The 26,675-nt window shown below is 73.7% G+C and carries 22 protein-coding genes; 10 read left to right on the top strand and 12 right to left on the bottom strand.

Annotated elements, in window-relative coordinates:
- Nucleotides 1-6: 6 nt before the first annotated feature.
- Both WMF31_RS01245 and WMF31_RS01240 read left to right on the top strand, forming a co-directional pair.
- Entirely contained in the window at nucleotides 7-2,718 is a 2,712-nt protein-coding gene (locus WMF31_RS01245; RefSeq protein WP_436600196.1) for a protein kinase domain-containing protein, read from the top strand.
- 9 nt (nucleotides 2,719-2,727) lie between these two features.
- Nucleotides 2,728-3,471, top strand: coding sequence for a class I SAM-dependent methyltransferase (locus WMF31_RS01240; RefSeq protein ID WP_436600195.1), 744 nt, complete (start codon nucleotides 2,728-2,730; stop codon nucleotides 3,469-3,471).
- A gap of 202 nt (nucleotides 3,472-3,673) precedes the next feature.
- Here WMF31_RS01240 and WMF31_RS01235 read toward each other — a convergent pair whose 3' ends face one another.
- The 5 genes from WMF31_RS01235 to WMF31_RS01215 form a co-directional block, all read right to left on the bottom strand.
- Complete coding sequence (locus WMF31_RS01235; RefSeq protein ID WP_436600194.1) at nucleotides 3,674-6,268, bottom strand: hypothetical protein; 2,595 nt, start codon at nucleotides 6,266-6,268, stop codon at nucleotides 3,674-3,676.
- Between the two features lie 187 nt (nucleotides 6,269-6,455).
- On the bottom strand, nucleotides 6,456-6,701 hold the full coding sequence (locus WMF31_RS01230; RefSeq protein ID WP_129354417.1) for a hypothetical protein: 246 nt from the start codon (nucleotides 6,699-6,701) through the stop codon (nucleotides 6,456-6,458).
- Between the two features lie 218 nt (nucleotides 6,702-6,919).
- Entirely contained in the window at nucleotides 6,920-7,228 is a 309-nt protein-coding gene (gene nuoK / locus WMF31_RS01225) for an NADH-quinone oxidoreductase subunit NuoK (RefSeq protein WP_129354419.1), read from the bottom strand.
- Between the two features lie 5 nt (nucleotides 7,229-7,233).
- Nucleotides 7,234-7,749 carry an NADH-quinone oxidoreductase subunit J family protein gene (locus WMF31_RS01220; RefSeq protein ID WP_129354421.1) on the bottom strand — a complete coding sequence of 172 codons (516 nt, stop codon included), beginning with the start codon at nucleotides 7,747-7,749 and terminating at the stop codon, nucleotides 7,234-7,236.
- A gap of 60 nt (nucleotides 7,750-7,809) precedes the next feature.
- Nucleotides 7,810-8,520: a NuoI/complex I 23 kDa subunit family protein gene (locus WMF31_RS01215; RefSeq protein WP_436600193.1), complete on the bottom strand. Its 711-nt coding sequence runs from the start codon at nucleotides 8,518-8,520 to the stop codon at nucleotides 7,810-7,812.
- A 292-nt stretch (nucleotides 8,521-8,812) separates the two neighbouring features.
- Here WMF31_RS01215 and dapA point away from each other — a divergent pair, with 292 nt between their 5' ends.
- The 6 genes from dapA to WMF31_RS01185 all read left to right on the top strand — a co-directional run bounded on the left by dapA (nucleotide 8,813) and on the right by WMF31_RS01185 (nucleotide 16,240).
- Entirely contained in the window at nucleotides 8,813-9,718 is a 906-nt protein-coding gene (dapA, locus tag WMF31_RS01210) for a 4-hydroxy-tetrahydrodipicolinate synthase (protein ID WP_436600192.1), read from the top strand.
- 71 nt (nucleotides 9,719-9,789) lie between these two features.
- Nucleotides 9,790-10,611, top strand: coding sequence for a 4-hydroxy-tetrahydrodipicolinate reductase (dapB, locus tag WMF31_RS01205; RefSeq protein ID WP_436606504.1), 822 nt, complete (start codon nucleotides 9,790-9,792; stop codon nucleotides 10,609-10,611).
- Between the two features lie 103 nt (nucleotides 10,612-10,714).
- A complete protein-coding gene (locus tag WMF31_RS01200; RefSeq protein WP_436600191.1) occupies nucleotides 10,715-12,853 on the top strand; it encodes a hypothetical protein in 2,139 nt (712 codons plus the stop codon).
- Between the two features lie 82 nt (nucleotides 12,854-12,935).
- Nucleotides 12,936-15,035, top strand: a complete 2,100-nt coding sequence (gene glyS, locus WMF31_RS01195; RefSeq protein WP_436600190.1) for a glycine--tRNA ligase subunit beta — start codon at nucleotides 12,936-12,938, stop codon at nucleotides 15,033-15,035.
- 26 nt (nucleotides 15,036-15,061) lie between these two features.
- Nucleotides 15,062-15,313, top strand: a complete 252-nt coding sequence (locus WMF31_RS01190) for a hypothetical protein (RefSeq protein WP_436600189.1) — start codon at nucleotides 15,062-15,064, stop codon at nucleotides 15,311-15,313.
- 189 nt (nucleotides 15,314-15,502) lie between these two features.
- Nucleotides 15,503-16,240: a hypothetical protein gene (locus tag WMF31_RS01185; RefSeq protein ID WP_436600188.1), complete on the top strand. Its 738-nt coding sequence runs from the start codon at nucleotides 15,503-15,505 to the stop codon at nucleotides 16,238-16,240.
- Between the two features lie 234 nt (nucleotides 16,241-16,474).
- On the opposite strand, the gene WMF31_RS01180 is transcribed toward WMF31_RS01185, so the two are convergent.
- The 3 genes from WMF31_RS01180 to WMF31_RS01170 form a co-directional block, all read right to left on the bottom strand.
- Complete coding sequence (locus WMF31_RS01180; protein WP_436600187.1) at nucleotides 16,475-17,365, bottom strand: zinc metalloprotease HtpX; 891 nt, start codon at nucleotides 17,363-17,365, stop codon at nucleotides 16,475-16,477.
- 417 nt (nucleotides 17,366-17,782) lie between these two features.
- A complete protein-coding gene (locus WMF31_RS01175; protein ID WP_129354437.1) occupies nucleotides 17,783-18,436 on the bottom strand; it encodes a hypothetical protein in 654 nt (217 codons plus the stop codon).
- Nucleotides 18,433-19,365: an ABC transporter permease gene (locus WMF31_RS01170; protein ID WP_436600186.1), complete on the bottom strand. Its 933-nt coding sequence runs from the start codon at nucleotides 19,363-19,365 to the stop codon at nucleotides 18,433-18,435. The genes WMF31_RS01175 and WMF31_RS01170 overlap by 4 nt, the downstream gene beginning before the upstream one ends.
- 382 nt (nucleotides 19,366-19,747) lie before the next feature.
- On the opposite strand from WMF31_RS01170, the gene WMF31_RS01165 reads away from it, so the two are divergent.
- A complete protein-coding gene (locus tag WMF31_RS01165; protein ID WP_436600185.1) occupies nucleotides 19,748-21,175 on the top strand; it encodes a sensor histidine kinase in 1,428 nt (475 codons plus the stop codon).
- An 11-nt stretch (nucleotides 21,176-21,186) separates the two neighbouring features.
- Here the strand turns inward: WMF31_RS01165 and WMF31_RS01160 are convergent, their stop codons facing one another.
- From WMF31_RS01160 to WMF31_RS01150, 3 genes are all read right to left on the bottom strand, one after another.
- Nucleotides 21,187-21,615 (bottom strand): hypothetical protein, encoded by a 429-nt coding sequence (locus WMF31_RS01160; RefSeq protein ID WP_129354441.1) that lies wholly within the window; start codon nucleotides 21,613-21,615, stop codon nucleotides 21,187-21,189.
- A gap of 33 nt (nucleotides 21,616-21,648) precedes the next feature.
- Nucleotides 21,649-22,062, bottom strand: coding sequence for a hypothetical protein (locus WMF31_RS01155; RefSeq protein ID WP_436600184.1), 414 nt, complete (start codon nucleotides 22,060-22,062; stop codon nucleotides 21,649-21,651).
- 86 nt (nucleotides 22,063-22,148) lie between these two features.
- Nucleotides 22,149-23,279 carry a site-2 protease family protein gene (locus tag WMF31_RS01150; RefSeq protein WP_436600183.1) on the bottom strand — a complete coding sequence of 377 codons (1,131 nt, stop codon included), beginning with the start codon at nucleotides 23,277-23,279 and terminating at the stop codon, nucleotides 22,149-22,151.
- A gap of 277 nt (nucleotides 23,280-23,556) precedes the next feature.
- On the opposite strand from WMF31_RS01150, the gene WMF31_RS01145 reads away from it, so the two are divergent.
- Nucleotides 23,557-25,647 (top strand): carotenoid oxygenase family protein, encoded by a 2,091-nt coding sequence (locus WMF31_RS01145; protein WP_436600182.1) that lies wholly within the window; start codon nucleotides 23,557-23,559, stop codon nucleotides 25,645-25,647.
- A 9-nt stretch (nucleotides 25,648-25,656) separates the two neighbouring features.
- On the opposite strand, the gene WMF31_RS01140 is transcribed toward WMF31_RS01145, so the two are convergent.
- Nucleotides 25,657-26,658 (bottom strand): 3-oxoacyl-[acyl-carrier-protein] synthase III C-terminal domain-containing protein, encoded by a 1,002-nt coding sequence (locus tag WMF31_RS01140; RefSeq protein ID WP_436600181.1) that lies wholly within the window; start codon nucleotides 26,656-26,658, stop codon nucleotides 25,657-25,659.
- Nucleotides 26,659-26,675: the final 17 nt, after the last annotated feature.

Below are 26,675 nucleotides of genomic sequence, written 5' to 3'. Positions count from 1 at the left end.
GCCGCCGTGTCGATCGCAGCTGGTCAGGTGCTGAGCGAGCGCTACCGCCTCATCCGACCCGTCGGGCAGGGTGCGCAAGCTTCGGTGTGGGTCGCCGAGCACCTGGCGCTCAGCACGCAGGTCGCGGTCAAGCTGATCGATCCCGAGCTCGCGAAGCAGGAGGAGGCGCGCGAGCGGTTCCGCCGTGAGGCGACGGCTGCAGCCCAGCTGCGCAGCGCGCACGTCGTGCAGATCCTCGATCACGGCATCGCGGGGGAGCAGCCGTTCATCGTGATGGAGCTGCTCGAGGGCGAGGACCTCTTCGAGCGGCTCGCGCGGCGCCGCCGCCTCTCGCTCCAGGAGACGTCGCGGATCGTGACCCAGGTCGCGCGCGCGCTCACCCGCGCGCACGGGGCCGGCATCGTGCACCGCGACCTCAAGCCGGAAAATTTCTTCATCTCCGCGAACGAGGACGACGAGATCGTCAAGATCCTCGACTTCGGCATCGCCAAGGTGCGGGCGCAGTCGGGGAAGCGGGCCATCAAGCGGACCACCGCCGGCACGCTCATGGGCACACCGCACTACATGAGCCCGGAGCAGGTGAAGGGGCTCCGGGAGGTCGATTATCGCGCCGATCTCTGGGCGCTCGGCGTCATCGTCTACCAGTGCGTGACGGGCGAGCTCCCGTTCGACAGCGAGGGGGTGGGCGATCTGCTGATCAAGATCTCGATCGGCGAGATCCCGGTCCCCTCGAGGGTGAACCCGGAGCTGCCACCGAGCTTCGACGCGTGGTTCGCGCGAGCCTGCGACCGCGACCCGGCGCGCCGCTTCGAGAGCGCGCGCGACCTCGCCGAGTCGCTGGCCCGCGTCGCCGAGCTGTCGACGGAGTCCCAGGGCGCCCTGAGCTCACCGCGACCGCCGCCGATGCCGCCGGCGCCGCCGCGGCCGTCGCCCACCCGCCCGCCGGCGGCCGCGCCGCGGCCGGCGACGGGCTCGTCGATCCCCAAGGCGCCGCCCGTCCCCCGCGTGGCCGCTCCGACCGGCGGAGGCCTCTCGCGATCGCCGGAGCCGATGCCGGGCGAGCGATCCGCCGACAGGGCAGCGACTCCGCTGCCGGGGGGGCCGAGCGCGCGGCTCAGCGAGCGGGCACCGGTCGCGCCGCGGCTCAGCGAGCGGCCCCCTGTCGCGCCGCGGCTCAGCGAGCGGCCGCAGGCCACGCCTCCGCTCAGCGAGCGCACGCCCCTCTCAGCGCGACGCGGCGGGCCGCCTCCGGCGCCACCGCGGCTCGGCGACACCGCTTCCCAGCGACCACCGGCGCCGCGCTCCACCGGCGCACCGCTCTCCGTCAGCAGCGCACCGCGCTCCACCGGCGCACCGCTCTCCGCCGGCGGCGCACCGCGCTCCACCGGCGCACCGCTCTCCGCCGGCGGCGCACCGCGCTCCACCGGCGCACCGCTCTCCGCCGGCGGCGCACCGCGCTCCACCGGCGCACCGCTCTCCGCCGGCGGCGCCCCGCGCTCCACCGGCGCACCGCTCTCCGCCGGCAGCGCACCGCTCTCGACCAGCGCACCCCTCTCCCCGCCGCGGAGCAAGACGCCGCCCGCGGTGGTGGACGAGAGGCCCGAGGCGACGCCGGTCTCGCCGCCGGGGCCGCCGGCGAGCGCCGAAGCGCCGCACCGCGCAGCAGCCGACAGTGCGCCCTCCCTCGTCGACGTCGACATCGCCGACTTCGAGAACGACCCGCTGGACACCGACGTGGACCAGCCGCGCTCCGAGCTGTCGGCGCCGCCCGCGCCGCCCACGCCCGCAGCGCTCGCACCGCAGCCGCCCGCGTCACCCGAGCTCGCGGCGTCCACGCCCGTCAGCGACGTGCCCGCCGCGGCGACCGCACCGCCCGCGTCCCCGGCCGCGGCGCCGCCGCCCTCGCAGCGGGCCCCCACGCCGCCGGGCGTGGAGTCGGCCGAGGACGAGGTGCCCCCGAGCGAGCCGCTGCAGCTGCAGCGCCGTGATGGCGCGGGGCGAGCGCCTGCCGGCACGGTCGGCGGCGAGCTCGCCTCACCTCCCGCCTCGCATCACGCGCCACGTCCGCCCGCGCAACCGATCGCGCCGGCTCCGGCCTGGTCGGAGCCCGCCGTGCCGTCCGACATCACGACGGGCCACTGGGTGAAGGGCTCCAGCGTGAGCGGGCTGGCGCACGAAGGGATCCTCCCCGAGCTCGACGCAGGCTCGCGTCGGCGCCGGCTCGTTCGCTGGGTGGCGTTCGCGCTCCTGGCCCTCACCGGCTTCGTCGCCTGGCAGGTCGTCCGCTCGCAGCTCCCGCCGCAGGACGCGCCGGCGGCCACGAGCGCGCCCGAGCCGCCGGCCGCCACGCCGGAGCCCGAGCCGCCGCCCGCGCCCACGCCCGCGCCTCAGCCCAGCGACACGCCGCCGGCCGCGCGGGCGGTCGATCCCGGACATCCTTCGGCCAGCGCCGTCGCACCGTCTCCGCCGCGAAAGCGGCGGGCGCCGCCGCCGAAGAAGCCGCGAAGACCGCCCCCGCAGCAGCAGCAACAGCCCAAGGTGGACGATCTGACGATCGAGATCCCGATCCCGCCGCCCGAGACCACCGCGGCAGAGCCGAGCTCGCCTGCCGGGGCAGAATCGCCTGCCGGGGCAGAATCGCCTGCCGGGGCAGGGGCAGAGTCGCCTGCCGGGGCAGAATCGCCCTTGGAGGAAGAAGGCACCCCGCAGGCAAAGTGATAGAGGCGGATGGAAACCACAGCGTATCAGCAGTACTCCGAGGAATCCGGCGATTGGTTGAAGAAGGGGAGGTCCCGGCTGCTCGCTCACCTGGTGCGTGAGTTCAGCCCTGGAAAGCGCCCCCTGGAGATGCTGGAGGTCGGCGCCGGGGTCGGCCAGAACCTGGGTGTCCTGACGGAGTTCGGGGTCGTCGATGCCATCGAGGTGAGCCCCCTCGGACAGGACGCGATCGCCAGGACGGGCGCGGCGCGGACGCTCTACAGCACGTCGGTCCCGTTCGAGCTCGACCGGCGCTACGACGTGATCTGCGCGCTCGACGTGATCGAGCACATCGAGGACGACCGCGGCGCGCTCCAGTGGATCCACGATCACCTGAACCCCGGCGGGATCTTCGTCGCCACGGTGCCGGCGTATCCGTGGCTGTTCAGCGATCACGACCGCGCGTTGCAGCATTTCCGCCGCTACACGGCCGGCACCTTCCGTCGCGCGCTGCCGGCCGCCTTCCACGTCGAGGCCTGCGCCTACTTCAATCAGCTGCTCTTTCCCGCCGCCGTCGGCTCGCGCGCCGCCTGGAGCGCCGCGCGCATGCTGCGCCCCGGCAAGGGCAGCGCGAAGCAGTCGTCGCCGAGGTCAGGCCTGGCCTCGTCGGCGCTCGGGGCGGTGCTGCGCGCGGAGGTCGACCTCATCGCGCGCGGGTACCGGCCGCGCTTCGGGCTGTCGGTCTTCTGCGTGGCGAGGCGCACGGCGGCCTGAGGGTCGCCTCGCGCCTCGCGCCTTCCCTCGCGGGCGGGCTCGGCAGGGCCCACCCCCGCGGGCGCCCCCCTCGCCCCTGGCCGGGCGGCTCGCAAACACCTCTCCCGCGGCCAGGGGCAAACCCCGGCGGCAGCGCGCGCGCCGCGACGCCGTGGCCGGAAGCCGTCCGCGAGCCTGCGGACACCTCCGGCCGTGAGGCGGATCAGCGCTCGTTCTCGTTGGAGAGGTCTTCTTCCTCCTCGTTGGAGAGGTCTTCTTCCTCGCCGGGCGCCACCGGATCCTCGGCAGCAGCGGGGGTCGGCGCCGGCGGCTTCGCCGCAGCGGGCGTGCTCGGCCCGCCGCCCTTGCGCACGTAGAGGTCGAGCTTCCCCTTCCCGCCCAGGAGCACGCGCCGCCTGGCAGCGAGCATGAAGTCGCGCTTATCGGCGGGCAGCGACGGGTGACACTTCGGATCGACGACGGCGAACGCCGCCTGCTTCAGGAGCTCCGCCGCGCTCGCGCCGCCAGGGGGGCCGCTCACCCGGGGCGCAGGGAACGCCCGGTTGTTCGGTCCGAAGACCGGCACCGTCAGGTCGCTGAGCTCGTAGAGGCCTGACTTGTAGGCGTTGCCGCAGCCCAGGTACGCGACCGTGGTCGGGAACGGGGTGTCCGGATCGGGCGCGGGCCCCATCTCGGCGAGCGTCATGCCGCGGTGCTTCGAGTGCTTCACGGTCCGCTTGAGCGCGAAGTCGAAGAACATGAGATCTCCGGCGACCGTGTCCCACCCCTTGCTGACCTGGGTGTCCCAGGCGACATGGGTCACCCCCATGCCCTTCAGGAGGTCCCAGACCTCGCGCGGGGTGCGCAGCCGGCCATAGCTGATGCCGTATTGCCAGCCGTTCCAGTCCGACAGCGTCTCGGCGCCGATGCCGAGGTGGTTGTGGTTGTCGTGCAGCAGCACGCGCGCGCCCTCGGGGAGCGCCCGCGAGATGGACTGGAACGTCGGGTAGATATTGAACCGCTGCGTGTAGCGCTTCGCGTACCCCTGCCCGAGGAGGTCCACCACGGCCTTGATCGGCGACTTCACCATCGCGTGGCCGGGGATGAAGTAGATATCGCCTGACCACACGACCTGCAGCCCGACCAGCGTGCCGAGGCTCGTCCTCGTCGCGAGGGTCGCGAGCCGGCTCTCGCTTGCCGCACGCCAGAGCAGCGCGATCGTGGCCGCGGTCGCCGCCGCCATGTACGGGACGATCGCCTGGAGATACCGGTCCTGGTGGTGCGTCCAGTACCAGCAGAGGAGGGCCACCTGCACGTAGCCCACGAGCAGCCAAATGCGCCTCGTCCCCTTGAGGAAGGGCAGGCAGAGGAGCAGCAGCGTGTAGAGCGACCCGAAGGTCGGGACCTTGCCGTGGTAGCGCGGGTAGTCGTTCGGGATGAAGGAGAAGTCGACGAGCGCTCGGAGCGTCCGCAGCACCCCATCCAGGTTCCGATCTGGCCGCCAGAACTGGTAATCCTTGTAGCCCCATTCAAAGATGTTGGCCGCGTCCGGGGTCCAGGGGCGCAGGGAGAGGTACTTGTACAGCGTGGGATAGAGCGGGTCCCCGTAATAGACCAGGTTCTTCGCCCAGTGCGTGGACGTGAAGAACAGGCCCGCGGCGACCGCGACGAGCGGACCGAGGTACCAGTTCTTGCGGATCGCAGGATCGACCTTTCCTCGGAGCGAGCGGTAGGCAAGGACGAGCGTTCGCGCGCCGAGGAAGAGCGCGGGAAAGGGGACCAGGATGACCGCGCCCGTGTACTTGGTGAGCCCGGCGCCGGCGAGCACCATGATCAGCAGCGCGATGAAGCGGGGCGAGAGCTCCCGGTAGGCGCGGATCAGCAGGGTGAACGCCGGGAGCGCGAAGATGGACGCGATGTGATCGCCCCCGACGCTCAGGCTGGAGTCGTAGAGGAAGATGCCGGGGAAGAGGAAGCGCGCCGCCCACGAGAGCCGGAGCGCATACGGCCCGAGCCCGCGGGGGATCATGAGCCGCACGGCGGCCGGGATGGCGGCCAGGGTCGAGAGGAACCCGACGTACTCCATGTGCGCGGCGAGCTCGACCTTGTCGAAGACGATCCCGCCCGGCAGGAGGAAGGCCCACGAGTACACGAAGGTCGCCAGGTGCGGGTAGGTCTCGACCGTCCAGCCTTCGGGGAACCGGCGAACGCCGCCGGTGACGGCGTACTCCTCCGCCAGCGCCAGGTGCTTCCAGCGCGAGTCGAACTGGACGTTCTCCGGCGTGAGGATGACGAAGTACACCATGCCCGCCCCGAGCAGCCCGAGCGCGAGGACCGCGTAAGTCCAGGCCGGCGGAGGCGGCGCTCGCCGACGCCCGTGGCGGACGTGCCGGACGACCCGCGCAAGGTAGCGCCGCAGCGGGACGAACCCCGCGCCCAGCATCATCAAGGGCAGGAGCACGAAGAGCGCGGGGCCATAGAGCTTGAGGAGCCCCGCCACGCTCATGAGGAAGGCGAACTCGAAGACGCCTATGGCGAAGCTCGTGACGAGATGCTCGACGATCGGGAGGGGGCGGCCGACAACGAGCTTGAGCGTCAAGTGGCCGGCGGACACGCAGGCAGCCGACCAGAGCCCGCAGAGGAGCCAGTAGCCGGCGTAGCGCCAGAAGAGCCACTGCTGTATCGGATAGAAGCGATGGACGAAGCTGGCGAAGAAGGCGGCGGCCCCGAGCAGAAGGACCGGTAGAAGGATCTGCCGGGCGCGCGCCCAGCGCTCGTGCGTGCGTCCCGCGATTTTCGGCGTCTGCGGGGCGTCCATCAGCTCTTTGCAAACCAGGTGGGCTCGACCATGCGCCCGCTCCTAGCTTGCTGCGCGCTGGATGACCAGCGGAACCTGGCCCGCGCCGCCCCTCAGCACGGATCCCGCTTCCCGGAGGATCGCTCGGACGCGGAGGCGGTGTCCCGCAGCCCACCCCCCCGGGCCGCGGGGCGCATCGCCCGCCGCGTTAGTTGAGCAGCTTCTTCGACAGGTGCTTGACCGCCTCCTGCGCCGCATGCCGCAGCGCGACCTCGACCGCCTTGGAGGACGTGTCGCCTCGCACGAGGATGGCGCAGCTGTCCCCTTCGGCCTCGAATGATGCGAGCGGGAGCTCTTTCGCCGCCTCCGCGGCGCGAATGGGTACCTGCACAGCAAGCGAGCCGACCTCGAGCTCCACGAACCCCACCAGCTCCGACTTGGATAGGTTCTGCATGGATTGAACGTGGGTCGTCCACAGGCGCTTAGCAAGGTCAGGTTTTTCCTGCTTGTCGGTGGGATCGAGCGCCCACCTCGACGGATGGAAACGCGGTCGCGTCAAGCGCCCCCTCTGCGGCCGCGTGGGCGGCGGCCGCCCAGCGCGCGGTCGCGTGGGGGGCGGAGCCCGGCGCGCCGACGCGCCGCGCGCGCTTCCGCACGCATGACCGCTCCGCGTCAGTTCTTCAGGGATGTCAGCTGGTCGGCCATGATGGTGCGGCGGTTGCGGTACACCTGCAGCACGATGGCCAGCGCGATCGCCGCCTCGCTCGCCGCGAGGACGATGATGAAGACCGTGAACACCTGGCCGGACACGCCGCCCGCGACGAAGTGCTCGAACGCGACGAAGTTCAGCGCGGCGGCGTTCAGGATGAGCTCGACGCCGAGGAGGATGCCCACCGCGTGCTTGCGCGTCATCACGGTGAGCAGCCCGAGGCCGAAGAGCGCGGCGCCGACGCTGAGGTAGTGGATGAGGCCGATCTCCACGGCGCCTACTCCCTCTCCCACGCGCGCTTGACCGCGCGGCGCGCGAGCACGACGGCGCCGATCATGGCGGCGAGCAGCACGACCGAGCCGATCTCGAACGGGAGCAGGTACTCCCCGAGGAACGCGTGCCCGAGCCTGGCCGTGGACGGCATCGCCGGCCTGGCCTCGGCGGGCCAGGGGGTCCGGGTCGCCACCCTGCCGAGCAGGAGGAGCACCGCCGTGACCAGGGCGAACGCCACCGCGAGGCCGCCGCGCGGGTTGGAGACCCGCATGTCCTCGATGCGGCTCGTGAGCATCACCGCGAAGAGGATGAGCGTGAGCGTGCCGCCGACGTAGACGAGCACCTGCGTCGCCGCGAGGAAATCGGCCGAGAGCAAGACGTACAGCCCGGCGATGCCGAGGAACGTGCCGAGCAGGGCCAGCGCGGAGTGGATGATGTTCCTGGAGAACGCCACGACGCCGGCGGAGCCGAGCGTCAGCGCGGCGAGCCCAAGGAAAGCGAGTGCGCTCAGGGAGGGCATGTGAGGAGAACCGGGACGTTAGACCGCGACCTACCCCCCATCAAGGGGAACACCCCGCGTTCACGCCGCGCCGGCCTTCGCGCTCCCCGCGCCGGCCTTCGCGCTCCCCGCCTCGCCGCCGCCGGCCCCGCCGCCGCCGGCCCCGCCGCCGCCGGCCTCACCGCTGCCGTCCCCCTTGCTCTTGCTGTTCTCGCTGCGCCAGAGGGCGCGCAGCTCCTCCAGGACGGCGGGGTTGTCGCGCATGGCGCGCTCGCGGGCCTCGCGGGCGTGGGGGCCGTACTCGCCGACAGGCACCTCGCCGAGGTCCTTTGGCGCCTTGTACAGCGGCACCAGCCCCTCCGGGATGAAGCGGAAGGTGAGGTGATCGAGCGTCGGCGCCGCCCCCTCGAACTCGCGGGTGTGGCGGATCGCGCCCGTCGACTCGGTCTTGCACGCCTCGACGCAGAGGCCGCAGTACATGCACTTGCCCATGTCGATGTCGAAGCGGCTCATCGCCTGCTTCTTGGTCGCCGGGTCCTTCTCGAGGTCGATGGCGATGCACTCGATGGGGCACGCGCGCTCGCAGCGCTTGCAGCCGGTGCAGATGTCCATCTGCACCTCGAGGAAGCCGCGGTAGCGCGGGGGCAGCGTCTCGCTGACAGGGCGATCCGTCCTGTCGGGGTACTGGACGGTGATGGGTTCCCGGAACAGATGGGAGAACGTGACTGCCATCCCTTCCAGGATGGTGCTGGCCGCGTTCGAGATGCTCTTGATGTACTGGGTGAGATCCATGGCCGGGGCTCTCGGGGGACCTGACGCGCCCGGACAGGCCGTCCGGAGCGGCGAGCCGCCACACCAGCCAGGGTAGCAGATCCCCACCCCTCTTCAGCCTCCCACCCGGAAGCCTGCGACCCGGACGCTGCGGGCGTCCGGGCCGGCGCGCGCGATGCGGCCACGGCCGGGCCCGAGCGGCGCCGTGCCTCGGGCGGGAGCGGCGGCGAGGCGGCGGAGAGCGTGGCGCCCGCGATCCTACGGTCCTCCCCTGTTGACGCGCCCCCCCGGTGGCGAGCATGGTCGCCCTACCATGAAGCAGCTCCCCTTGTCGGGAACGTTCACCGCCCTGGTCACCCCGTTCACGCCCGATGGCGAGGCCGTCGACTTCGAAGCGCTGGACGCGCTCGTCGAGGCGCAGATCGCGGGCGGCGTCAGCGGGCTCGTGCCGTGCGGGACCACCGGCGAATCACCGACGTTGACCGAGGCGGAGGCGAGCGCCGTCATCCAGCGCGTCGTCGAGAAGGCCCGCGGCCGCGTGCCGGTGCTCGCGGGGACGGGCTCGTTCTCGACGAAGAAGACCATCGCGACCTCGCGCGCCGCGCTCGCCGCGGGCGCCGATGGCGTGATGGTCGTGATGCCGTACTACAGCAGGCCCTCGCAGGACGGGCTGCGCGAGCACCTGCTCGCCGTGGCCAGGGCCGTCTCGGGGCCGATCGTGCTCTACAACGTCCCGGGGCGAACGAGCGTCGACCTGTCCGCCGAGACGACCGAGCGCATCTGCGCCGCCGCGCCGAACGTCGTCGGCATCAAGGACGCCACCGGCAACGTGCTCCGCTGCCAGGAGCTCGTGCGGCGCCTCGGCGACCGGCTCACGGTCCTGTGCGGCGACGACGCGCTGACGCTCGCGATGATGGCGCTCGGCGCGCAGGGCGTCATCAGCGTCACGTCGAACGTGCTGCCGCGCGAGGTCAGCGCGGTGACCCGGCGCTTCCTGGAGGGCGACCTCGCGGGCGCGCGCGCGGCCCACCTGTCGCTCCTGGAGCTGCACGGCCTGATGTTCGTCGAGCCGAACCCCGCCCCGGCCAAGGTCGCGCTCGCCGCGATGGGGCGCATGAGCCCCGCGGTCCGGCTGCCTCTCTCGCCGGCCAGCGAGGCGACCCGGCAGCAGATCGGCGAGGCGCTGCGGCGGCTCGAGGCGGGGCGCGGGGCGTCGTGAAATCCAACGGAGATCACCGAGGCGTGCCCATGGGCACGCTGCTGGAGGCGGCCGCGGCCGAGGAGGTGCGCTTGCTGAAGGTCGCCGTCCACGGCGCGAGCGGCAGGATGGGGCAGGCGATCGTCCGGCTCGCCGCGGGCGAGCGCGCCCAGATCGTGGGCGCCATCGTGTCGCGCGGATCCTCGCGCATCGGCCGCGACGTCGGCGAGCTCGCGGGCACGGGCAACCTCGGTGTGGCGATGAGCGACGACACCAGCGCGGGGCTGCTCGGCGCGGACGTGGTCATCGACTTCTCGCGGCCCGAGGCGCTCCCCCGGCTCCTGCACCTCGCCGTGCGGGCCAAGGTCGCCGTGGTCAGCGGCACCACGCGCCTCGACGCCACGTGCGAGCGGCTGCTCGACGAGGCGGCGCGGCACGTGCCCGTCCTCTGGTCGCCGAACACGAGCATCGGCATCCACGTGCTCGCCGAGCTCGCGGCGAGCGCCGCGCGAAGGCTCGGGCCGGGGTTCGACGTCGAGATCGTCGAGGTGCACCACCGCGCCAAGGTGGACGCCCCGAGCGGGACCGCCGTCCGGCTCGCCGACGCGGTGCGCGCGGCCCGGGGCGACGCCGGCGGGGGCGAGCCGGCCGGGGCCGCGGCGCTCTCCGACGTGTACGGCCGCGAGGGCAACGTCGGTCCCCGCAAGCCGAGCGAGCTCGGGGTCTTCGCCGTGCGCGGCGGGGATGTCATCGGGGACCACACGGTCCACCTGCTCGGCCCCGGCGAGCGCATCGAGCTCACGCACCGCGCCACCAGCCGCGATCTGTTCGCGCGCGGCGCGCTGCGCGCGTCGTGGTACCTGCACGGCAAGCCGCCCGGCCGGTACACGATGGCGGACGTGATCGAAGGCTGACGGCGTCCCCGTCCGGCAGAGGACCGGCGCGCGATCCAGCGCGCGGCGAGCGAGGCCACAAGGTGGTCCGCAGCGCCTCGCCGCACTAGGCTGTCGTGTTCGTATGGAGACGCTCGCTGCGCGGATCGCGCGTGCCGGTCCTCTGCCGGACAGGGACGCCGTGGGCTGGGTCATCCGCCTGGCGAAGCGCGTCGAGCGCATGCACGCGCGCGGGACGGTGCACGGGCGGCTGTCGGCCGCGTGCGTGATCTCCGAGGACGCGCCGTGCACCTCGAAGGGGTGGCTCTCCGATCCGATCGCGACGCCGTCGTCCGTGAGCTATCGCTCGCCCGAACGGGCGGCCGGCGAGGGGCCATCGCGCCGGGACGACACGTGGGCGCTCGCGGTGACCCTCTACGTGACGCTCTCGGGGAAGCTCCCCTTCCCTGCCAGGAACGACAGGGAGCTGCGCCGCGCGATCGGCGCCGGGGCCGCGCCCAGGATCACGCCGCCCGGCGCGGCGGGCGATGCGCTGTGGCTCGTCCTCGAGCGGGCGCTCGCGCGCGACGCGGCACAGCGGATCGTCGACGTCGCGGAGCTCCGCCGCGCGCTCGAGGCGGCGCGGCCGGGCGGCGGCCTGGGTGAGCTGCCCCCGCTCGACGAGCCCGCGCTCGCAGAGCCGCCGAGGACCGCGCCGGCGCCGCGCCCGTCGAGCAGCGGGCTGAGGCGGGCTTCCAGCTCGCCTCCGGGCGGGCGCTCCAGCTCGCCGCCGGGCGGGCGCTCCAGCTCGCCGCCGGGCGGGCGCTCCAGCTCGCCTCCGGGCGAGCGCTCCAGCTCGCTACCACCTTCCAGTCCGACCGCAGCGCGGCGGACACCGGTCCCTTTGCACGGGCTCGCGACCCTCGGGCTCCGGTCCATGGCGGGCACGCCCACCACGCCGGTGCCGGAAACACCGGACCGCCCCTCCAATTCACAGCTCGCCTCGCCCAGCGCGCCGCCGGACCGTACCGACGCTGCAGCGGCGGACACCTCCAGCAGCCCGCCCGCGCCGGACGCCCCGCCCGCGCGAGTCGAGCAGCATCCCGTTCCTGCGTCGCCCGGGCCCCGTGCGGCGCAGGATGAGCCGGAAAGCCCGTCGCCGTGGCCGGTCCGCGAGCTGCCCGCGCCGGTGGGCCTGCACGCGCCGGTAGACGCGCCGCACGCGCCGTCCGCGCCGGATGCCCCGTCCGCGCCGGTAGACGCGGACGCGCCGCACGCGCCGGTAGGCGACGCGCTGCCGCTGGAGCCGCCAGAGCCCTCCTCGCTCGCCCCGGACAGCGCCGTCGCGCATGCCGTCATCGACGGACGCGTAGGCACGTCGCGCGCGCTGGCCGCGGCGCCGGAACCGGAACCCCGCCGCAAGGCGCGCGCCGCCGCGCGGTGGACCGTCGCGCTGGCCGCTGCCGTGGTGGCCCTCGCGGGAGCTGCCGCGGCCTGGATCTGGAGGCTCCCTCTCGGCGCCGCCCCCACGCAGTCCGCGGGAGCGGCCGCAGCGCCGGCCGCCTGCGTCGCCCCGGCCGAGCCGGGCGTCCCGGCGACAGCCGGCGCGGGCACGCCCGACACGATCGCCGCGGACGCAAGCCCGGAAGGCGTGCGCGCCGCAGCGGCCGAGCCGGCGGACGCAGGGCCGGCGGACGCAGGGCCGGCGGACGAAGGGCCGGCAGACGCAGGGCCGGCGAGCCACGCGCAGGAGGGAGACGCGACCACGGCGGACTTCGCCGCGTGCGCGGCGCCGCTGTTTCCCGAGGGGAGCGTCGACCCCGCGACCGCGGGGCAGCTCTCGTCCGTCTGCGCCGAGATCGACCCGAGGGAGGGCGCCGCCGCGCTCCAGGACCACCTCGCGCAAGCGGCCGGGACCCGGGGCGCCTCGGACGCGACCAGGGAGTGGGACCGGCTCGGCTGGTACGACCTGGCGATGCTCGCCGCCCTGCGCGCCCGCTGCTGCCCCGCGCCGCCGCCCCTCGAGCTGCCCCCCGCGCCGAAGCGCTGCGCGCCGCTCGACACGGCGCTGAACGACCTCGGCGCGGCCGTGGCGGCGTCGTCCGGCCCGGACGATCGGGCGGTCGCGAAGGCGACCCGGCGCTACACGCAGGCGGTCCAGTGCGTCGTCCGGGCCCGCGCGGCGAGCCGTTACGGACGGGAGGGTACGCCCAAGCGGAGCGAGGCGCGCGCCTTCAAGAAGGCGCTCGCGCGCGCGCTGCGGGACGCGGCGCCGCGGCGCTGAGCCGCGGGCGGCGCCGGGCGCGCGGCTCGGTCGATCGACCGCCTCGCCGGGCGCGCGGTTCTGGGGTAGCGTCCGCGTTCCCATGTCCAACGAAGCGAGCGATCTCCTGCTCGAAATCGGCGTCGAGGAGCTCCCCTCGTCGTTTGTCGAGGCCGCGCTCCGCGCGCTCCCGGATCTCGCAACGAAGCGCTTCGCGGAGCTCAGGCTCCGCCACGGCGCGCTCCGCGCGCTCGGCACCCCGCGGCGGCTCGCGCTGCTCGTCTCCGGGGTCGCGGCGCGCCAGCCAGACCTCGAGGAGGAGGTCACGGGCCCGCCGGTCAAGGCGGCCTTCAAGGACGGAGCGCCCACCAGGGCGGCCGAGGCGTTCGCGCAGAAGCTCGGCTGCGCCGTCTCGGATCTGCGCCGCGTCGAGGGCCCCAAGGGCGAGTACCTCGCGGGCACCCGGCGCGAGGCCGGCAAGCCCTCGGCCCAGCTCCTCCCGGCGGCCCTCTCGTCGCTCGTCGCGGCCATCCCGTTCCGCAAGTCGATGCGCTGGGGGGCGGGAGATTTCGCGTTCGGCCGCCCCATCCAGTGGCTGGTCGCGCTCTTCAGCGACGAGGTCGTCCCCGTCGAGCTCGCCGGCGTCCGCAGCGGGCGCGTGAGCCGCGGCCACCGCTTCCTCGCGCCGGGCGAGATCGCGATCGGCGCGGCCCGCGACTACGTGGAGGCGATGCGCGCGGCGCACGTGATCGTCGACCCCGAGGAGCGCGCGCGCCTGATGCGCGAGCGCCTGGTCGCCGCGGCCCGGGAGGCCGGCGGGGTGCTGATCGAGGACGACTTCCTGATCGGCGAGAACCTCTCCCTCGTGGAGGAGCCGCACGTCCTCCTCGGCGGCTTCGAGGAGCGGTTCCTGGAGCTCCCGGAGCGGGTGATCCTCGAGGTCGCGCGCGGGCACCAGCGCTACTTCGGCGTCCGCGACGAGAAGACGGGCGCGCTGCTCCCGAAGTACCTGGCGGTCGTCAACACCGCGGAGGCGCCCGAGACGATCCGGCGCGGCAACGACAAGACGATGCGCGCGCGCCTGTCGGACGCGCAGTTCTTCTACCGGGAGGACGTCAAGATCCCGCTCGCGAGCCGCCGCGAGAAGCTCGGCGGGATCGTGTTCCAGAAGCGGCTCGGCAGCGTGCTCGCGAAGGCCGAGCGCGTCGAGCGGCTCGCCCGCGAGCTCGGCCTCCTGCTGATGCTCCCCGAGCCGACGCTCATGGCCGCCGCCTCGGGGGCGCACCTCGCGAAGTGCGATCTGGTCTCGCTGATGGTGGGCGAGTTCCCCGAGCTCCAGGGGGAGATGGGCCGCGCCTACGCGCTGGCGCAGGGGGTGAGCCCCGAGGTCGCCGACGTCATCCGCGATCACTACCTCCCCAAGGGCGCCGCGGACGCGACCGCGCCGACGCACGCCGGCGCGCTGGTCGCGATCGCCGATCGCCTCGACACGCTCGTCGGCTGCTTCGCCATCGGGCTCACCCCCACGAGCACGGCCGACCCCTACGGCCTGCGCCGCGCCTGCCTCGGCGTGCTTCGCACGCTCCTGGATCGCGATCTCGATCTGCGCCTCGGCGACGCGTTCGGCGCCGCGTACGCGGGCTACGCCGGCGTGGAGCTCAACGTCGCGCGCGAGGAGCTCGCGGCGCGCCTCGGCGAGTTCTTCGCCGACCGGCTGCGCGGCCTGCTCGCCGACCGGCTCCCGCACGACGCGGTCCTCGCGTGCCTGCCCGTCGCCGCGGACCGCCCGCTCGATCTGCGGGCGCGCGTGCGCGCCATCGACGCGCTGAGCCCGGACGTGCGCGCGCGGGTCGGCGAGGTCTTCAAGCGGGCCACCAACATCGCCGACAAGGCGCCGCCCGGCGAGCCGGTCGCGCCGTTCGGCAAGGACGTGCACCCGAGCGAGGCGGCGCTCTTCGAGGGCTACCTCAAGCTGCGCGAGCAGATCGCGTCGGACGTCCGGAGCGGCGCGTACGACGCGGCGTTCAAGGCGGTGGCGGCCTTCGCGCCGCTTCTCCACCAGTACTTCATCGACGTGTTCGTGATGACGGACGACGCGGCCGTGCGGGACAACCGCCTCCGGCTGATGCGCGCCCTGTCGGAGACCTGCGCGAGCCTTGCCCGGCTGGAGCTGCTCGGCGAAGCGCCGCGCGCCGCGTCCTGACGGGGCGGGCGCGGCGGCCGTCCCGCTTGCTGAATCGCTGGAGCGGCCGCTCGCCGCGTCCTGACGGGGCGGGCGCGGCGGCCGTCCCGCTTGCTGAATCGCTGGAGCGGCCGCTCGCCGGCGCCGGCTTCGCCGACCTCAGCGTCGAAATCGTCCAGAAGGCAACCACGTCCTCGAGCGCACGCGAGGTCGCGATGGGGCTCATCGAGGGCGACCCGCCCGCAAAGCTCACCTGGGCCAACGATTCCGCGTCGTTACCGGTAATCGTCACGCGGTGACGAAGGCCATGGTGAGAATTTTGGCGACGTTCCCGCAATGCTCACGCTCGCGGCGCTGGTCGCCTCGGGCAACGCGCCCCAGGGCCCGTGAGATGTGCTGCTGGCGTCGATCGCCGGCCCGCGAGGGCCGCCGGAGCGCGCTGGCCTCGACGGTCCCGGTGGAGTAAGGAGGGTTGACCAGGAGGCACCATGGGCATCTCCATCGCGTACCGCGGCAAGCTCCGTGATCCGGCCCTCGTCCCAGAGCTCGTCGGCGATCTCGCCGCCAAGGCCGAGTCCGCAGGCTGGCTCAGCAAGACCATGAAAGAGCTCGTGGCCGAGAAGCGCGTCACCTGCTCCGGTCTCGAGGGGATCACGCTCTACCCCCATCGCGAGTGCGAGCCGCTGCACTTCCATTTCGACGAGGAAGGCACCTTCACCAACCACTACTATCATGCCCTCCTCAGCGACACGGAGATGGCGGACATGATGCGTGAAGCGCTGGCCGAGTCCGCGGCCCTCACCCGCAATCTGGCCCGGAGCACGCAGAGCTCGCAGGCGGACGCCGGTCGCGGCGCCGGGCCGCGCATCACCGTCCCCGACCTGCCGGAGGCGCCAGGGGTCGAGTTCTTCAAGCAGGGGAGCCGTTACAACTGGACCAAGACGCAGTTCGCGGGCCCCAAGGTGCATGTCGCCGTGTGCGCCATCCTGCGTTACGTGAAGGAGCGCTATGCACCCGATCTCGAGGTCAAGGACGACAGCGGGTACTTCGCCAGCGGCGACTACGCGAAGCTCGAAGCCGGGCTCGCTCACGTCGAACGCCTCGCCTCGATCACGACGGACGCCATTCAAGCCGCGGCCACGTCGAGCAAGGGCCCGATGACCCTCGACGAGTTCGTGAACCGGATCAACGAGGAGATCGCCGAGGCCAGGAGCAGGCTGCACTGAGGAGCGGCCAAGGAGCCGGCGACGCGGTCGGCCGCCTCGCCTCGGCTCCCTCGCCGTGCGCCCTGGCGCGGGGGCGCGCGAATGGCGCGGTGACAGGACCTCACCGCGTCATTCGCGCGTCACGTGTCCCGCGGCGAGAGGGGCGAGCGCGGGAGAGCGGCGCCGTGGCGGGACCCGCGCCGGGAGGCATCCCGGGAGGGCAGCGCCGGGATGCCCCCGAGGGGCGACGCCCTGTCAGGCGACCGCCCCGGTCCAGCGCGGCGCCGTCCGCTCGCTCGACGCCATCGCGAGCAGCCGGCTGACGCGCTCCTCGGTCGTCGGGTGCGTCGAGAACCACTTCAGCACCGAGGCGCCCCCCGCGAGCGGGCTCACGATGAAGAGGCTGGCCGTCGCGGGCCGCGCCGCGGCCTCCGAGGGCACGACCGCCACCCCGTGCTCCAGCTTGGAGAGCGCGCTGGCGAGCGCCTCCGGGTCGCCGCACAGCCTCGCCCCGGTCTCGTCCGCCATGTACTCGCGCGAGCGCGAGATGCCGAGCTGCACGAGCGTCGCCGCGATGGGCGCGACGATCGCGAGGGCCAGGCCGCCGAGCGGGCTCCCGCCCTCCTCCTCGTCGGACTGGCCGCCCCCGAAGATCCCGGCGAAGCTCACCGCGTGGGCGATCCATGTGATGCCGGAGGCGAACGCCGCCGCGATGGTCGACACCAGGATATCGCGGTTCTTGATGTGCGCGATCTCGTGCGCCAGCACGCCGCGCAGCTCCCGCTCGCTCAGGAGCTGCAGGATGCCCTCGGTCACCGCGACCACGCCGTGCTCCGGGTTGCGCCCGGTGGCGAAGGCGTTGGGCTGCGCGTCCGGGATCACATAGACGCGGGGCTTCGGGATCTCCGCCCGCCGCGCGAGGTCCTCCACCATCCTGTGCAGGCCCGGCGCCTCCGCCGGCGAGACCTCGGCGGCGTGGTGCATCGCGAGCACGATGCGATCCGACATGAAATACGCGCCCAGGTTCATGGCGAGCGCGAGCACGCCGAACAAGACGAGGTACCCCGGCCCGAGCGCCCCACCGATGGACACCAGGATCGCCGACATCACGCCGAGCAGCAGGATCGTCTTGATCTGATTCTTCATTAACTTCGTTACCTCCTCGGAACCGAGCGCTGCAAACGTCGCTCCCGCAGATCGATGTGTCGCGCCCCGCGGCCTGGCAATGCCACCCCCCGCGGATCAGCAGGCGCCCCATCCCGTGGATTCCCGCGGCCGATCTCCCGCCCCCCGCCCCATTTCGCCCCGATCCGTCCGCCGCCGCCCCATTTCGCCCCGTTTCACCCCCGCTCCCCCCGAGGCGCGCCTCGGACCCTTCCACCCCCCATTACCCTCGAGGCGCGCCTCGGACCTGGACGGCGGGCTCGGGGGGGTGGGGCAGGCTGGGGGCTTGCCGGAGGGGCGGGAGTGCAGGCGAGCCACGAAAGGGGCTCGCCGGAACGCACGCCCCGGAGGCGAGCCCCCAGCCTGCCCCACCCACCCGAGCCCGCCAGGCGAGGCGCGTCAGGCCTGCCAGATCGCGAGCAACCAGACCGCGACCCCGGCCGCGCACACCAGCAGCCCGGGCACGGCCCGCGGCCAGACCCACCGGCCGGTCACCGTCACCGCGCGCCGCACCACCCAGAGCGCCCCGGCGACCCAGGCCGCGAACGCCAGCACCAGCGCGACCACCCAGCCGGTGCGCGGCGCGTCGTTGCGCGCCAGCGCCTCGAGGTGCTCCCGCGCGACCACGGCCGCCGGATCGGTCCGGGTCCCCGGCGGGCGCGGCGCGGCCGCCGCGAGCCGGGCGATGGCCCGGTTCGCCTGCTCCAGATCCTCCGCGTGCGGCGTCGTGAGCCAGCGGGTCTCCAGGGCGGCCGAGCGCACCGCGCGCCACGCGAAGAGCGCCGTGTCGGCCTGGCCGAGGCCCTCCGCCGCCGTCGCGAGCGCGATGAGCCGCTCGTACGCCACGCGGACGTGGGGGGCGCCGGGGGCGTACCAGCCCGCCGCCCGCCGGGCGTGGAGCGCCGCCGCGTGCGGATCGCCGGCGAGCAGCGCGGCCGTGCTCTCGGCGATCTCCCGCTCGCCCGCGACCACGACGCGCAGCGACGCCGCGCCGAGCAGGAGGCCGGCGACCGCGAAGCCGCGCAGGATGCCGAGCACGACCGGGAGCTTCACAGAAAATCGCGCTTCTTGAACACGAACGCCGCCACGGCCAGGAGCCCCAGCGCCCAGCCGACGCAGGTGGTCGTCGCCCAGCCCAGGTAGATGAGGAGGTTCGCGTCGGCGACCTCGCCCGCGAGCAGGGGGCGCGGCGGCACGTAGATCTGCAGGTTGGGCACGACCCTGGAGAGGGCGCGCGCCGCGGCGCTGATCTGGGGGCCGAAGTACTTCACCGGCATGCGCGCGAGCGCGTCGGCGTTCCGGCCGACGAGGAAGACGCCCAGCGTGAGCACCGAGGACAGGAACGGCGTGGAGAACGACGAGAACAGCGTGGCCAGCGCCGCGACGATGCCGACCTCGAGGAACGCGAGCGCGCTCCCGGCGAGCACGACGCGCCGCTCGGTGGGGGCGACGTCCGACAGGAGCACGCCGAGGACGAGGAAGACGGCCGACCACGGGATGAACCCGTAGGTGCGCGCCCCCGGGGAGCGCCACGCCGCCAGGCCGAGCGCCGCGAGCGAGGCGGCGCCGGCGCCGATCACGAGCGACGCCGGGCGGCCGGCCAGCACCGCGCCGATCAGCAGCACGAGCCCGGCGTCGGCGAGGATGAACACCGCGAGGGTGAGCAGCGTGCCGAGGTACTTGCCGACGAGGTACTCGCCGCGGCGGATGGGGCGGGCCAGGATGGGGAAGATCGTCTTCTGCTCGAGCTCGCGGTACAGCGACGTCGCGCCGATGATGACCGCGACCGCGATGCTGAACACCGAGAGCGACGCGACGCCGAGGTCGCTGACCACGCGCGCCCCGTTGCGGAGCGTGTAGGCGCCGACGATGATCGAGTAGAACGCGACCGCGAAGGCGAGGCCCGCGAGGCCGATGAGGATGCGCGCCCGGAGCGACTCCCGGTAGGTGTTGAGGGCGATCGCGGAGATGCGGCCGAACATCGGCGGCGACGTTAGCAAGGGACCGGGGGCGCGTGAAAGGGCCGCAAGTCAGGGGCCTCCGCCCCGCGCACCGGGATGCCAGGGGACGCGCGGGCGATCGTGGCCGTCAACCTGGAGGGCACGGACGCCCGGATCGAGCGTGAGATCGAGGAAGCTCCCCGGGTCGCGCGCCCCAGCGTACGTCGCCGGCGCGCCGGCGCAGCGGGCGCCGTCCTGAAAGGCCCCGTCGTCCGGCGTGAGCCGGCGGCCGAGGCACGTCAAGCGGGAAGGAGCGCGCCGGCGCCTCGAGCGAGGCGAACGGGAATGAGCGTAGCAGGGCACGGCCACGTCTGGCATCATGGCGCGCGATCCCGCAAAACGCGGCGGACAGAGGGAAATCAGGGTGACGAGCGACAGACTGACCCGACCCGAGCTGACGTGGTTGCTGGCGCAGGAGGCGCGCAGCGCCGCCCAGAAGCTCCGCCAGGGCGTGGGCATGATCGCGGCCGAGGCCACGCCGCTCCCGCCGCCCTCGTCGGAGGACGGCTCGGGCGGCGTGGAGAGCACGCTCAACCGGCTCGACGAGGCCGTGAGCATGCTCGCCTCGCTCCACGGCCGGCCGATGCCGCGCGGGCGGCGCGGCCGCGTCGACCTCACCGCCCTGCTCTGGGAGGTCGCGCCCGAGGCGCGCGTGCAGATCGAGATGGGCGAGGGCACCACGGTGTTCGGCGACGAGACCGAGCTCCGGCGGATGCTCCAGGTGCTCATCGCCCAGGGCGGCGATCCGACGAGCCTCACCGGCGCGCCCGAGGTGAGCATCCGCCGCGCCGGCGACGAGGTGAGCGTCAGCGTCCACCTCGGCCCGGAGACGCCGGTGAACCTCGAGACCGAGCGGGTGTGGCTGTCCCGGATGGCGGTGCGCTACGGCGGCCGGCTCGAGCTCGACGGGCTCACGCAGACGTTGACCTTGCCGGCCGAGGTCGACCTGCAGCGCCTCGAGGTCGAGAGCCTCAAGAAGGAGCTGGCGGCGGCGCAGGCCCAGGGCGAGGCCTACGCGCGCGAGCTCGCCGCGGTGTTCTCGCGCGCCGAGGGCGAGCGCGAGCGCGGGGCGCTGGCCGGCGTCGTCGCGCGGCTCAGCGGCAGCGATCCGGTGTCGCACCTGCCGCCGAACGGCGAGGGCCTCGCGGTGCTCATCGCCGCGGTGCGGGTGCTCGGCACCCAGCTCCGCGGCATCCTGTCGGCGATCGGCCGCGACATCGCGCCGCTCCGGGGCCACGGCGGCGACATCGGCGAGACGGCCTCCTCGGTGGGGCGGCACGTCACGGCGGCGTCGGAGATCGTCAGCGATCTGGCCAGGCTGGGCGCGTGCCCGCTCCACGAGTTCCCGCGCCACTGCGACGTCGCCGACGTCCTGCGCGACGTCGTGAAGGACGACCTCGCGCGCGCCGCCCGCCACGACGTGCGCGTGGTGCTCGAGGCGCCGGAGAGCGCGCACGAGGTGGTGCCGCAGGGCGCGCTGACGGTGCTCCTGCACGCGCTGCTCGATCACGCCATCAGCGCGTCCCCGCCGGGGAGCGAGGTGGCGGTCACGCTGCTCGACACCCCGGGCGGGATCGAGATCGCGTTCGACGACGCCGGGCCGCCGCTGCCGGCCGCGGCCCGCAACGTGGTGCTGAGCCGCGACTTCGAGGCGGTCGCGCAGGGGCGTCCGCCCGCGCTGCCGCTCATCGCCGGGCACGCGATCGCCGCGCACACGGGCTGCGGGATCGTCATCGAGGACGGTCCGCGCGGGGAGACGCGCGTGCGGCTCACGATCCCGCGATCGGGGTAGGGCGGCGCGACCTACAGGAACGAGTTGGCCGGGAAATCGATGTCGAGGTTGAGCTCGGCGCCGCTCACGATCTCGAGATCCTCGAGCGGCAGCGTCGTGGTGACGGGGCGGTCGTCGCGCCGCTCCACGAGGGTCGCGTATCCGCTGTACTCGCCGGGCGGGAGATCCACCGTGAGGCCGAAGTCCTCGCAGGGCGCGACCTCTCTCGCCACCTCACGGTTGTGCTCGTCGTAGAGGAGCAGCTCGAAGTCGGCGGCGCCGCCGGCGAAGCGAGCGCAGGAGCGCGGACTGCTCCGGCGGCTCACGGTCCACTCCACGGTGAGGCTCCCGTCGGACGGCCGGGGGTGGCGGCCGTCCCGTACGTCGATGATGCACCCCGTGGTCAGGACGCTCGATAGCGCGAGACCGCAGAGGGGATAGACGATCTTGTCCTGATTCATCCTGGATACCGTCCTTTCGCGGCTGCCTCGCCGTCAGCGCGGCGTGTAATAACGGCGCCCCCGCTCGCGCGGATAGCTGAGCTCGCGCTCCGGGACGTAACGCGGCGAGCGCCGGTACGTCTGCCGGTATCGCCTGAGCTCCGCGGGCTCCTCCTCGAAGACGACCCAGCCCCGGTTGGTCGGGTAATACCAGAGGCCGTCGACCAGGTACGCGTAGGTGCCCCGGAAGAAGACGCGCGGATAGGCCGTGATCTCCACGGGGACGACCTCGGCGCGCGCCGCCGGGTAGCCGGAGACCACGTAGCCTTCGGCCCCGACGGTGCCCAGACAGCCCATGAGCAGCGAGGCGCCCGCGCCGAGCGCGGCCGCCGAGAGCGCGGCCCTCATCGCGGAGAGAGGCCGGAGACACCCTCGCACGAGCGAAGGCACGTTGTTGCTCTGCTTCACGTCATTGCTCCTCGGGGCCCCGACTCAGCAATGCCAGTGCCAGCGCCGGGCGCCGCCCGTCGAGACCTCCGGTGACGGCCGGGCTCTCAGCGCCCTGCGCGCAGCCCGCCGAGCGCGCCGGCGAGCGCGAGCGCGCGCTGGATCTCGGCCGGCGTCACGATCCCGATCACGTGCTCGCCCTCGTCGAGCACGGCGACCGCGCTCGCCTCGCCGCTCGCCAGCGCCTCGATCGAGCGGGACGCGTCGTCGGAGGCGCGCGCCCTCGGCACGTCGACGGGCATCACCGCGCCCACGGTCACCGGCGCGACGCCGCGCTCCAGCTGGCGCGCGAGATCCCAGACCGTGACCACGCCGATCTCGCGGCGATCCTCGCCGTCGTGAGGGTCGTCCATCACCCGCGCGCCGACGAGGTTGTCGCGCAGGAGCCGCTCGGCCACCGCGCGAGGGCTCTCGTCCGCGTACGCCACGCCGAGCCGATCGGTCATGAAGCGCGCGATGGGGATGCCGCGGATCATGTCGCGCGTGCTGGAGCGCGCCTGCTCGGCCGAGGCGCCCATGTAGACGAACACGGCGATGAGCACCAGGATGAAGTTCCACGAGAGCAGGCCGAGCAGCCCGAAGATCACCGCCATCACCTTGCCGGTCGCGGTCGCGATGCGCGTCGCGCGCGCGCGCCCCACGCGGCGGAGGAGCAGCCCGCGCAGCACCCGGCCGCCGTCCATCGGGAACGCGGGGAGCAGGTTGAACACGCCGAGGATCGCGTTCGTGATCGCGAAGGCCAGGAGCGCCGCGCCGAGCTCCGTCGGCGCGGGGACCAGGCGAAAGGCGACATAGCTGGCGAGCGCGATACCGAAGCTCATCAGCGGCCCGGCGAACGCCATCCACGCCTCGTGCTCCGGGTCGTCCCGCTCGAACCACGAGACGCCCCCCAGCATCATCAGCGTGATCGAGCGCACCTTGACCCCGTTCTTGAGCGCCACGAACGAGTGGGCGAGCTCGTGCGCCAGGACGGCGACGAAGAGCCCGACCGCGAGGATCGCGCCCCAGGCGAGCGGCGGCAGGCGCATCGCCTCCCGCGGGAGCCCGAGCGACATGGCGATCACCGAGAACTGCGACGCCGCCAGGTACGCAATGTACGGCAGGAAGATCAGCAAGGTGATGTGCAGCCGGATCGGGATCCCCCGGATCCTGAGTACGGTCAGGCCCTGATCGAACATGTGCCTCCTGCGCCTCGCCCTGGGCAAATGGAGCCGATAAGCGCGTCCGCAAGCCGTCGAGGCCACCTCCCTGCATGGAAAACACGGCCTGTCGCGCGGGGGGGTGGGGCGCCGCCATGCAATGCCTGGCCGAGCGCGGAGCCGAGCTCGACTCCAGCGCTCGTCGGCGTCTGCGTCCGTCCCAGGCGGGAAAGCGCGCTTGTCACCGTGGGGATGCGAGCGCGGCGGCGCTCCCGTCGCGCCAGGATTGGCGTAACTTGGTGTGAGCGAGGTCGTCATGCGCCAGCGCGTCCCGGATGCAGTGATGGCAGCGAGCGCGGAGGAGCTCGCGAATGTCGAGCTGGAGGTCCTCGACTCCGCGATTCCGGGCGGCGCGCCGCTGGACCTCACGGGTCATGTGTTCGTCATCGGGCCGGCCGGCTCGGTGGACGGCGGCGCGCCGAGGGCCGATGGCGCGCCGATCCTCAACGGCAATGGGATGATCTATCGGATCGACTTCGGCAGCGGCGGGCCGGTCCGGCTGACCTCGCGGCTCGCGCGCACGCCCTGTTATTACGCGGACGCCGCCTCGCGGCCCGGGACGCGCTTCGAGGAGCTCGGCTTTCATGACGCCGGGCTCCTGCGCTTCTCGCCCTCCCTCGGCCTGCGCAACCAGCTCAACGCCGCGCTCGTGCCCATGCACGCGCCGCGCGCGCCGGCGCGCCTCCTCGTCACGTACGACGCGGGGAGGCCGTACGAGATCGACCCGGCGACGCTGGAGCTCGTCACCCCGGTCGGGCGCAACGGCGCGTGGTATCCGGGCGCGCCCGTCGATCACCCCTTTCCGATCACGCTCACGACCGCGCACCCCTGCTTCGACGCGGAGCGCGGCGAGCTCTGGGCCGTCAACTACGGGCGCGCGCTCCCCGGCCGCCTCATCGCGTCGCTCCCGCTCATCGACGAGCTCGGCGCGCTCCCGCGCTCGCTCGATCGGCTCGCGTCGGCGGCCGCGTCGATGGTCGAGCAGCAGCTGCTCCGGCCGAGCGCGGACCGGCTCGAGCTGTTCGCGAAGCGCGCGCTCGAGCGCCTGCCCGCGCGCTTCCGCCCCGTCGCGCCGCTCGATCCGGCCGACCTCGCCGCGCGGCAGGCGGCGCGCTTCGGCGGGGTCCCGCTCGCGGAGGCGGCTGGCGATTTCGTCTACCTCCTGCGCTGGGACGGGCACAACGAGCCGGAGCGGCATGCGCTCGTCCTGCCGGGCGGCGCGCCGGTGCGGATCGAGCAGAGCGTGCACCAGATCGGGCTGACGCGGCGCTGGATCGTGCTCGCGGACACGGCCTTCAGGATCGGCCTGGAGAGCGTCGCGAGCCTGCGCGCCCCGGCCAGCCCCGGGGTCGAGCGCCTCCTCCGGTCGCTGCTCACGATGCCGCAGGAGCCCTCGACGACGTTCTACCTGGTGCGGCGGGACGCGCTGCGCCCGGGCGGCGGGCCGGTCGTCGTGAAGAAGATCGTCGTCCCGCTGGAGACGCTCCACTTCCTCGTCGACTACGAGGACGCGGGCGATCGCATCACCGTGCACGCCGCGCACAACTGCGCGACCGATCACGGGGAGTGGATCCGGCCCTGCGACCGGCACGCGGCCGACAAGACGCCGGCGCCGCCGCGGCTGCTCGGGCTGCTCCCGGCCGGGCAGGCGGACGTGCACCGGATCGGCCGGTACACGCTCGACGCCGCGGCCGAGCGCGTGGTGGATCAGGCGGTGTTCGCCGACCCGGAGCGGGCGCTGGGCATCGGCCTCTACGCGTACCGGGAGGCGGGCGCGTCGTGGATGCCGCCCGATCGCCTGAAGAACGTCTACTGGCGCGGGTGCGGGATCTGGGACGATCTCTCGACCGAGTTCGTCGACCGGCTCTACGCGAGCTACCCGCACCGCGCGCTCCCGATGGCGACGCTCCGGCGGCTGCGCGCGGACGGCGGCCAGCCGGACAGCCTGTTCCGGTTCAACCACCGCGCGATGCGGATCGAGGATCGGTACGAGTTCCCCCGGCAGAGCGTGGGCTCCTGGCTCAGCTCGCTGCAGTTCGTGCCGCGGCGGGGCGGCAGCGGGGCGGACACGGACGGGTACGTGGTCGCGCTCGTGACGACGCCGCGCCGCGCGGAGGTCTGGATCTTCGACGCGACGAACCTGGCGCGAGGGCCGCTCTGCAAGCTGGGGCACCCGTCGTTCCGCCCGGGGCTCACCCTCCACACCGCATGGCTCAACGCGGTCGCGCCGTGGCGGGGCGGATACAGGGTGCCCGTGCGGGAGGATCACGAGGATTTCGTGGCCGAGTCCCCCTCGGACGAGGTGAGGACGCTGTTCGAGGAGGAGGTCTATCCGCGATTCGACTGAAGCGCCTGCTCAGATCGCGCCCGGGCTCCCGCCGTAGCGCAGGACGTGCGCGGCGGCGGAGCCCGCCCCCGTGCCGAGCAGCAGGATGCGGTCGCCGCGCCGGAGCTTGCCCCCCTCGACGAGCTCGGTCAGGCAGATGGGGAGCGACGCCGAGGCGGTGTCCCCGTGGCGGTCCACGTCGCTGTACTGCTGGGAGGCGGACGCGCCCAGCGCCTCGCAGAGGAGCTGCCGCAGCGGGAGCCACGGCTGGTGCGCCACCAGCCACCGGACGGCGTCCATGCCGACGCCGGCCGCGGCGAGCGCCCGCCGGCTCACCTCGATCGACAGCCGGTGAACCGCCTCGCGCGGCCAGCGCTCGCCCGCCGCCGCGCGGAGACCGTCGCAGGCGGCGTCCGCGCCGCCCCGGGCCGGGCCCTCGCACCGCGGGGCCTCGCGGGCGCCCGGGGGGTCGGCGCCGCGCGCCGAGGCCTCGACCCCGAGGCCGTCGCTCGGCTCGAGCAGCACGCCCGCGGCGCCGTCTCCCAGGACCGCCGCGAGGTCGTCGCCGGCTCGCGGGAGCCCCGCGTGCAGGCGCCACGACCGCACCTCGCTCGACACGATGAGCACGCGCCGCGCGCCCGCGTCGAGGTGCCGATTCGCCACGTCGAGGGCCTCCGCGAAGCCGCCGCGCGCGGGGCAGAGATCGAGGACCAGCGAGGGAGACAGGCCGACCATGCACGCGGCCAGGGCCGCGCCGCCGACGTCCCCGCGCGCGCAGCCGTCGCTCGTCATGAGGAGGACGTCCACGAACGGGTCGCGGAGCCGGCCCGCTTCGATGAGCTGCCGCAGCACCGCCGCGGCCATGGACAGCGTGGTCTCCGCCGGGCCCGCGAGGCGCCGCTCCCGGACCCCGGTCGTCCGCTCCAGCCAGTCGGCCGACCAGGGGAGACCGTGGCTCGTGATGAGCTCCTGGTTCGTGACGACGCGCTCCGGAAGATACTTCGCGACGGCCGTGATGCGACCCCTGGGCATGTTTCCGCTCTGTTCCA

The sequence above is a fragment of the Sorangium sp. So ce1036 genome (assembly GCF_051369805.1).
Classification (GTDB): Bacteria; Myxococcota_A; Polyangia; order Polyangiales; family Polyangiaceae; genus Sorangium; species Sorangium cellulosum_F.
This window is presented reverse-complemented; position numbering and strand designations above follow the sequence as displayed.

Coding starts and splice junctions, on each gene's coding strand:
- dapA (WP_436600192.1), top strand. CDS start 8,813: ATGAAGCAGCTCCCCTTGTCGGGAACGTTCACCGCCCTGGTCACCCCG.
- WMF31_RS01145 (WP_436600182.1), top strand. CDS start 23,557: ATGCGCCAGCGCGTCCCGGATGCAGTGATGGCAGCGAGCGCGGAGGAG.
- WMF31_RS01160 (WP_129354441.1), bottom strand. CDS start 21,615: ATGAATCAGGACAAGATCGTCTATCCCCTCTGCGGTCTCGCGCTATCG.
- WMF31_RS01170 (WP_436600186.1), bottom strand. CDS start 19,365: ATGTTCGGCCGCATCTCCGCGATCGCCCTCAACACCTACCGGGAGTCG.
- WMF31_RS01180 (WP_436600187.1), bottom strand. CDS start 17,365: ATGAAGAATCAGATCAAGACGATCCTGCTGCTCGGCGTGATGTCGGCG.
- glyS (WP_436600190.1), top strand. CDS start 12,936: ATGTCCAACGAAGCGAGCGATCTCCTGCTCGAAATCGGCGTCGAGGAG.
- WMF31_RS01200 (WP_436600191.1), top strand. CDS start 10,715: ATGGAGACGCTCGCTGCGCGGATCGCGCGTGCCGGTCCTCTGCCGGAC.
- WMF31_RS01215 (WP_436600193.1), bottom strand. CDS start 8,520: ATGGATCTCACCCAGTACATCAAGAGCATCTCGAACGCGGCCAGCACC.
- WMF31_RS01185 (WP_436600188.1), top strand. CDS start 15,503: ATGGGCATCTCCATCGCGTACCGCGGCAAGCTCCGTGATCCGGCCCTC.
- WMF31_RS01150 (WP_436600183.1), bottom strand. CDS start 23,279: ATGTTCGATCAGGGCCTGACCGTACTCAGGATCCGGGGGATCCCGATC.
- WMF31_RS01220 (WP_129354421.1), bottom strand. CDS start 7,749: ATGCCCTCCCTGAGCGCACTCGCTTTCCTTGGGCTCGCCGCGCTGACG.
- WMF31_RS01235 (WP_436600194.1), bottom strand. CDS start 6,268: ATGGACGCCCCGCAGACGCCGAAAATCGCGGGACGCACGCACGAGCGC.
- WMF31_RS01230 (WP_129354417.1), bottom strand. CDS start 6,701: ATGCAGAACCTATCCAAGTCGGAGCTGGTGGGGTTCGTGGAGCTCGAG.
- WMF31_RS01140 (WP_436600181.1), bottom strand. CDS start 26,658: ATGCCCAGGGGTCGCATCACGGCCGTCGCGAAGTATCTTCCGGAGCGC.
- WMF31_RS01240 (WP_436600195.1), top strand. CDS start 2,728: ATGGAAACCACAGCGTATCAGCAGTACTCCGAGGAATCCGGCGATTGG.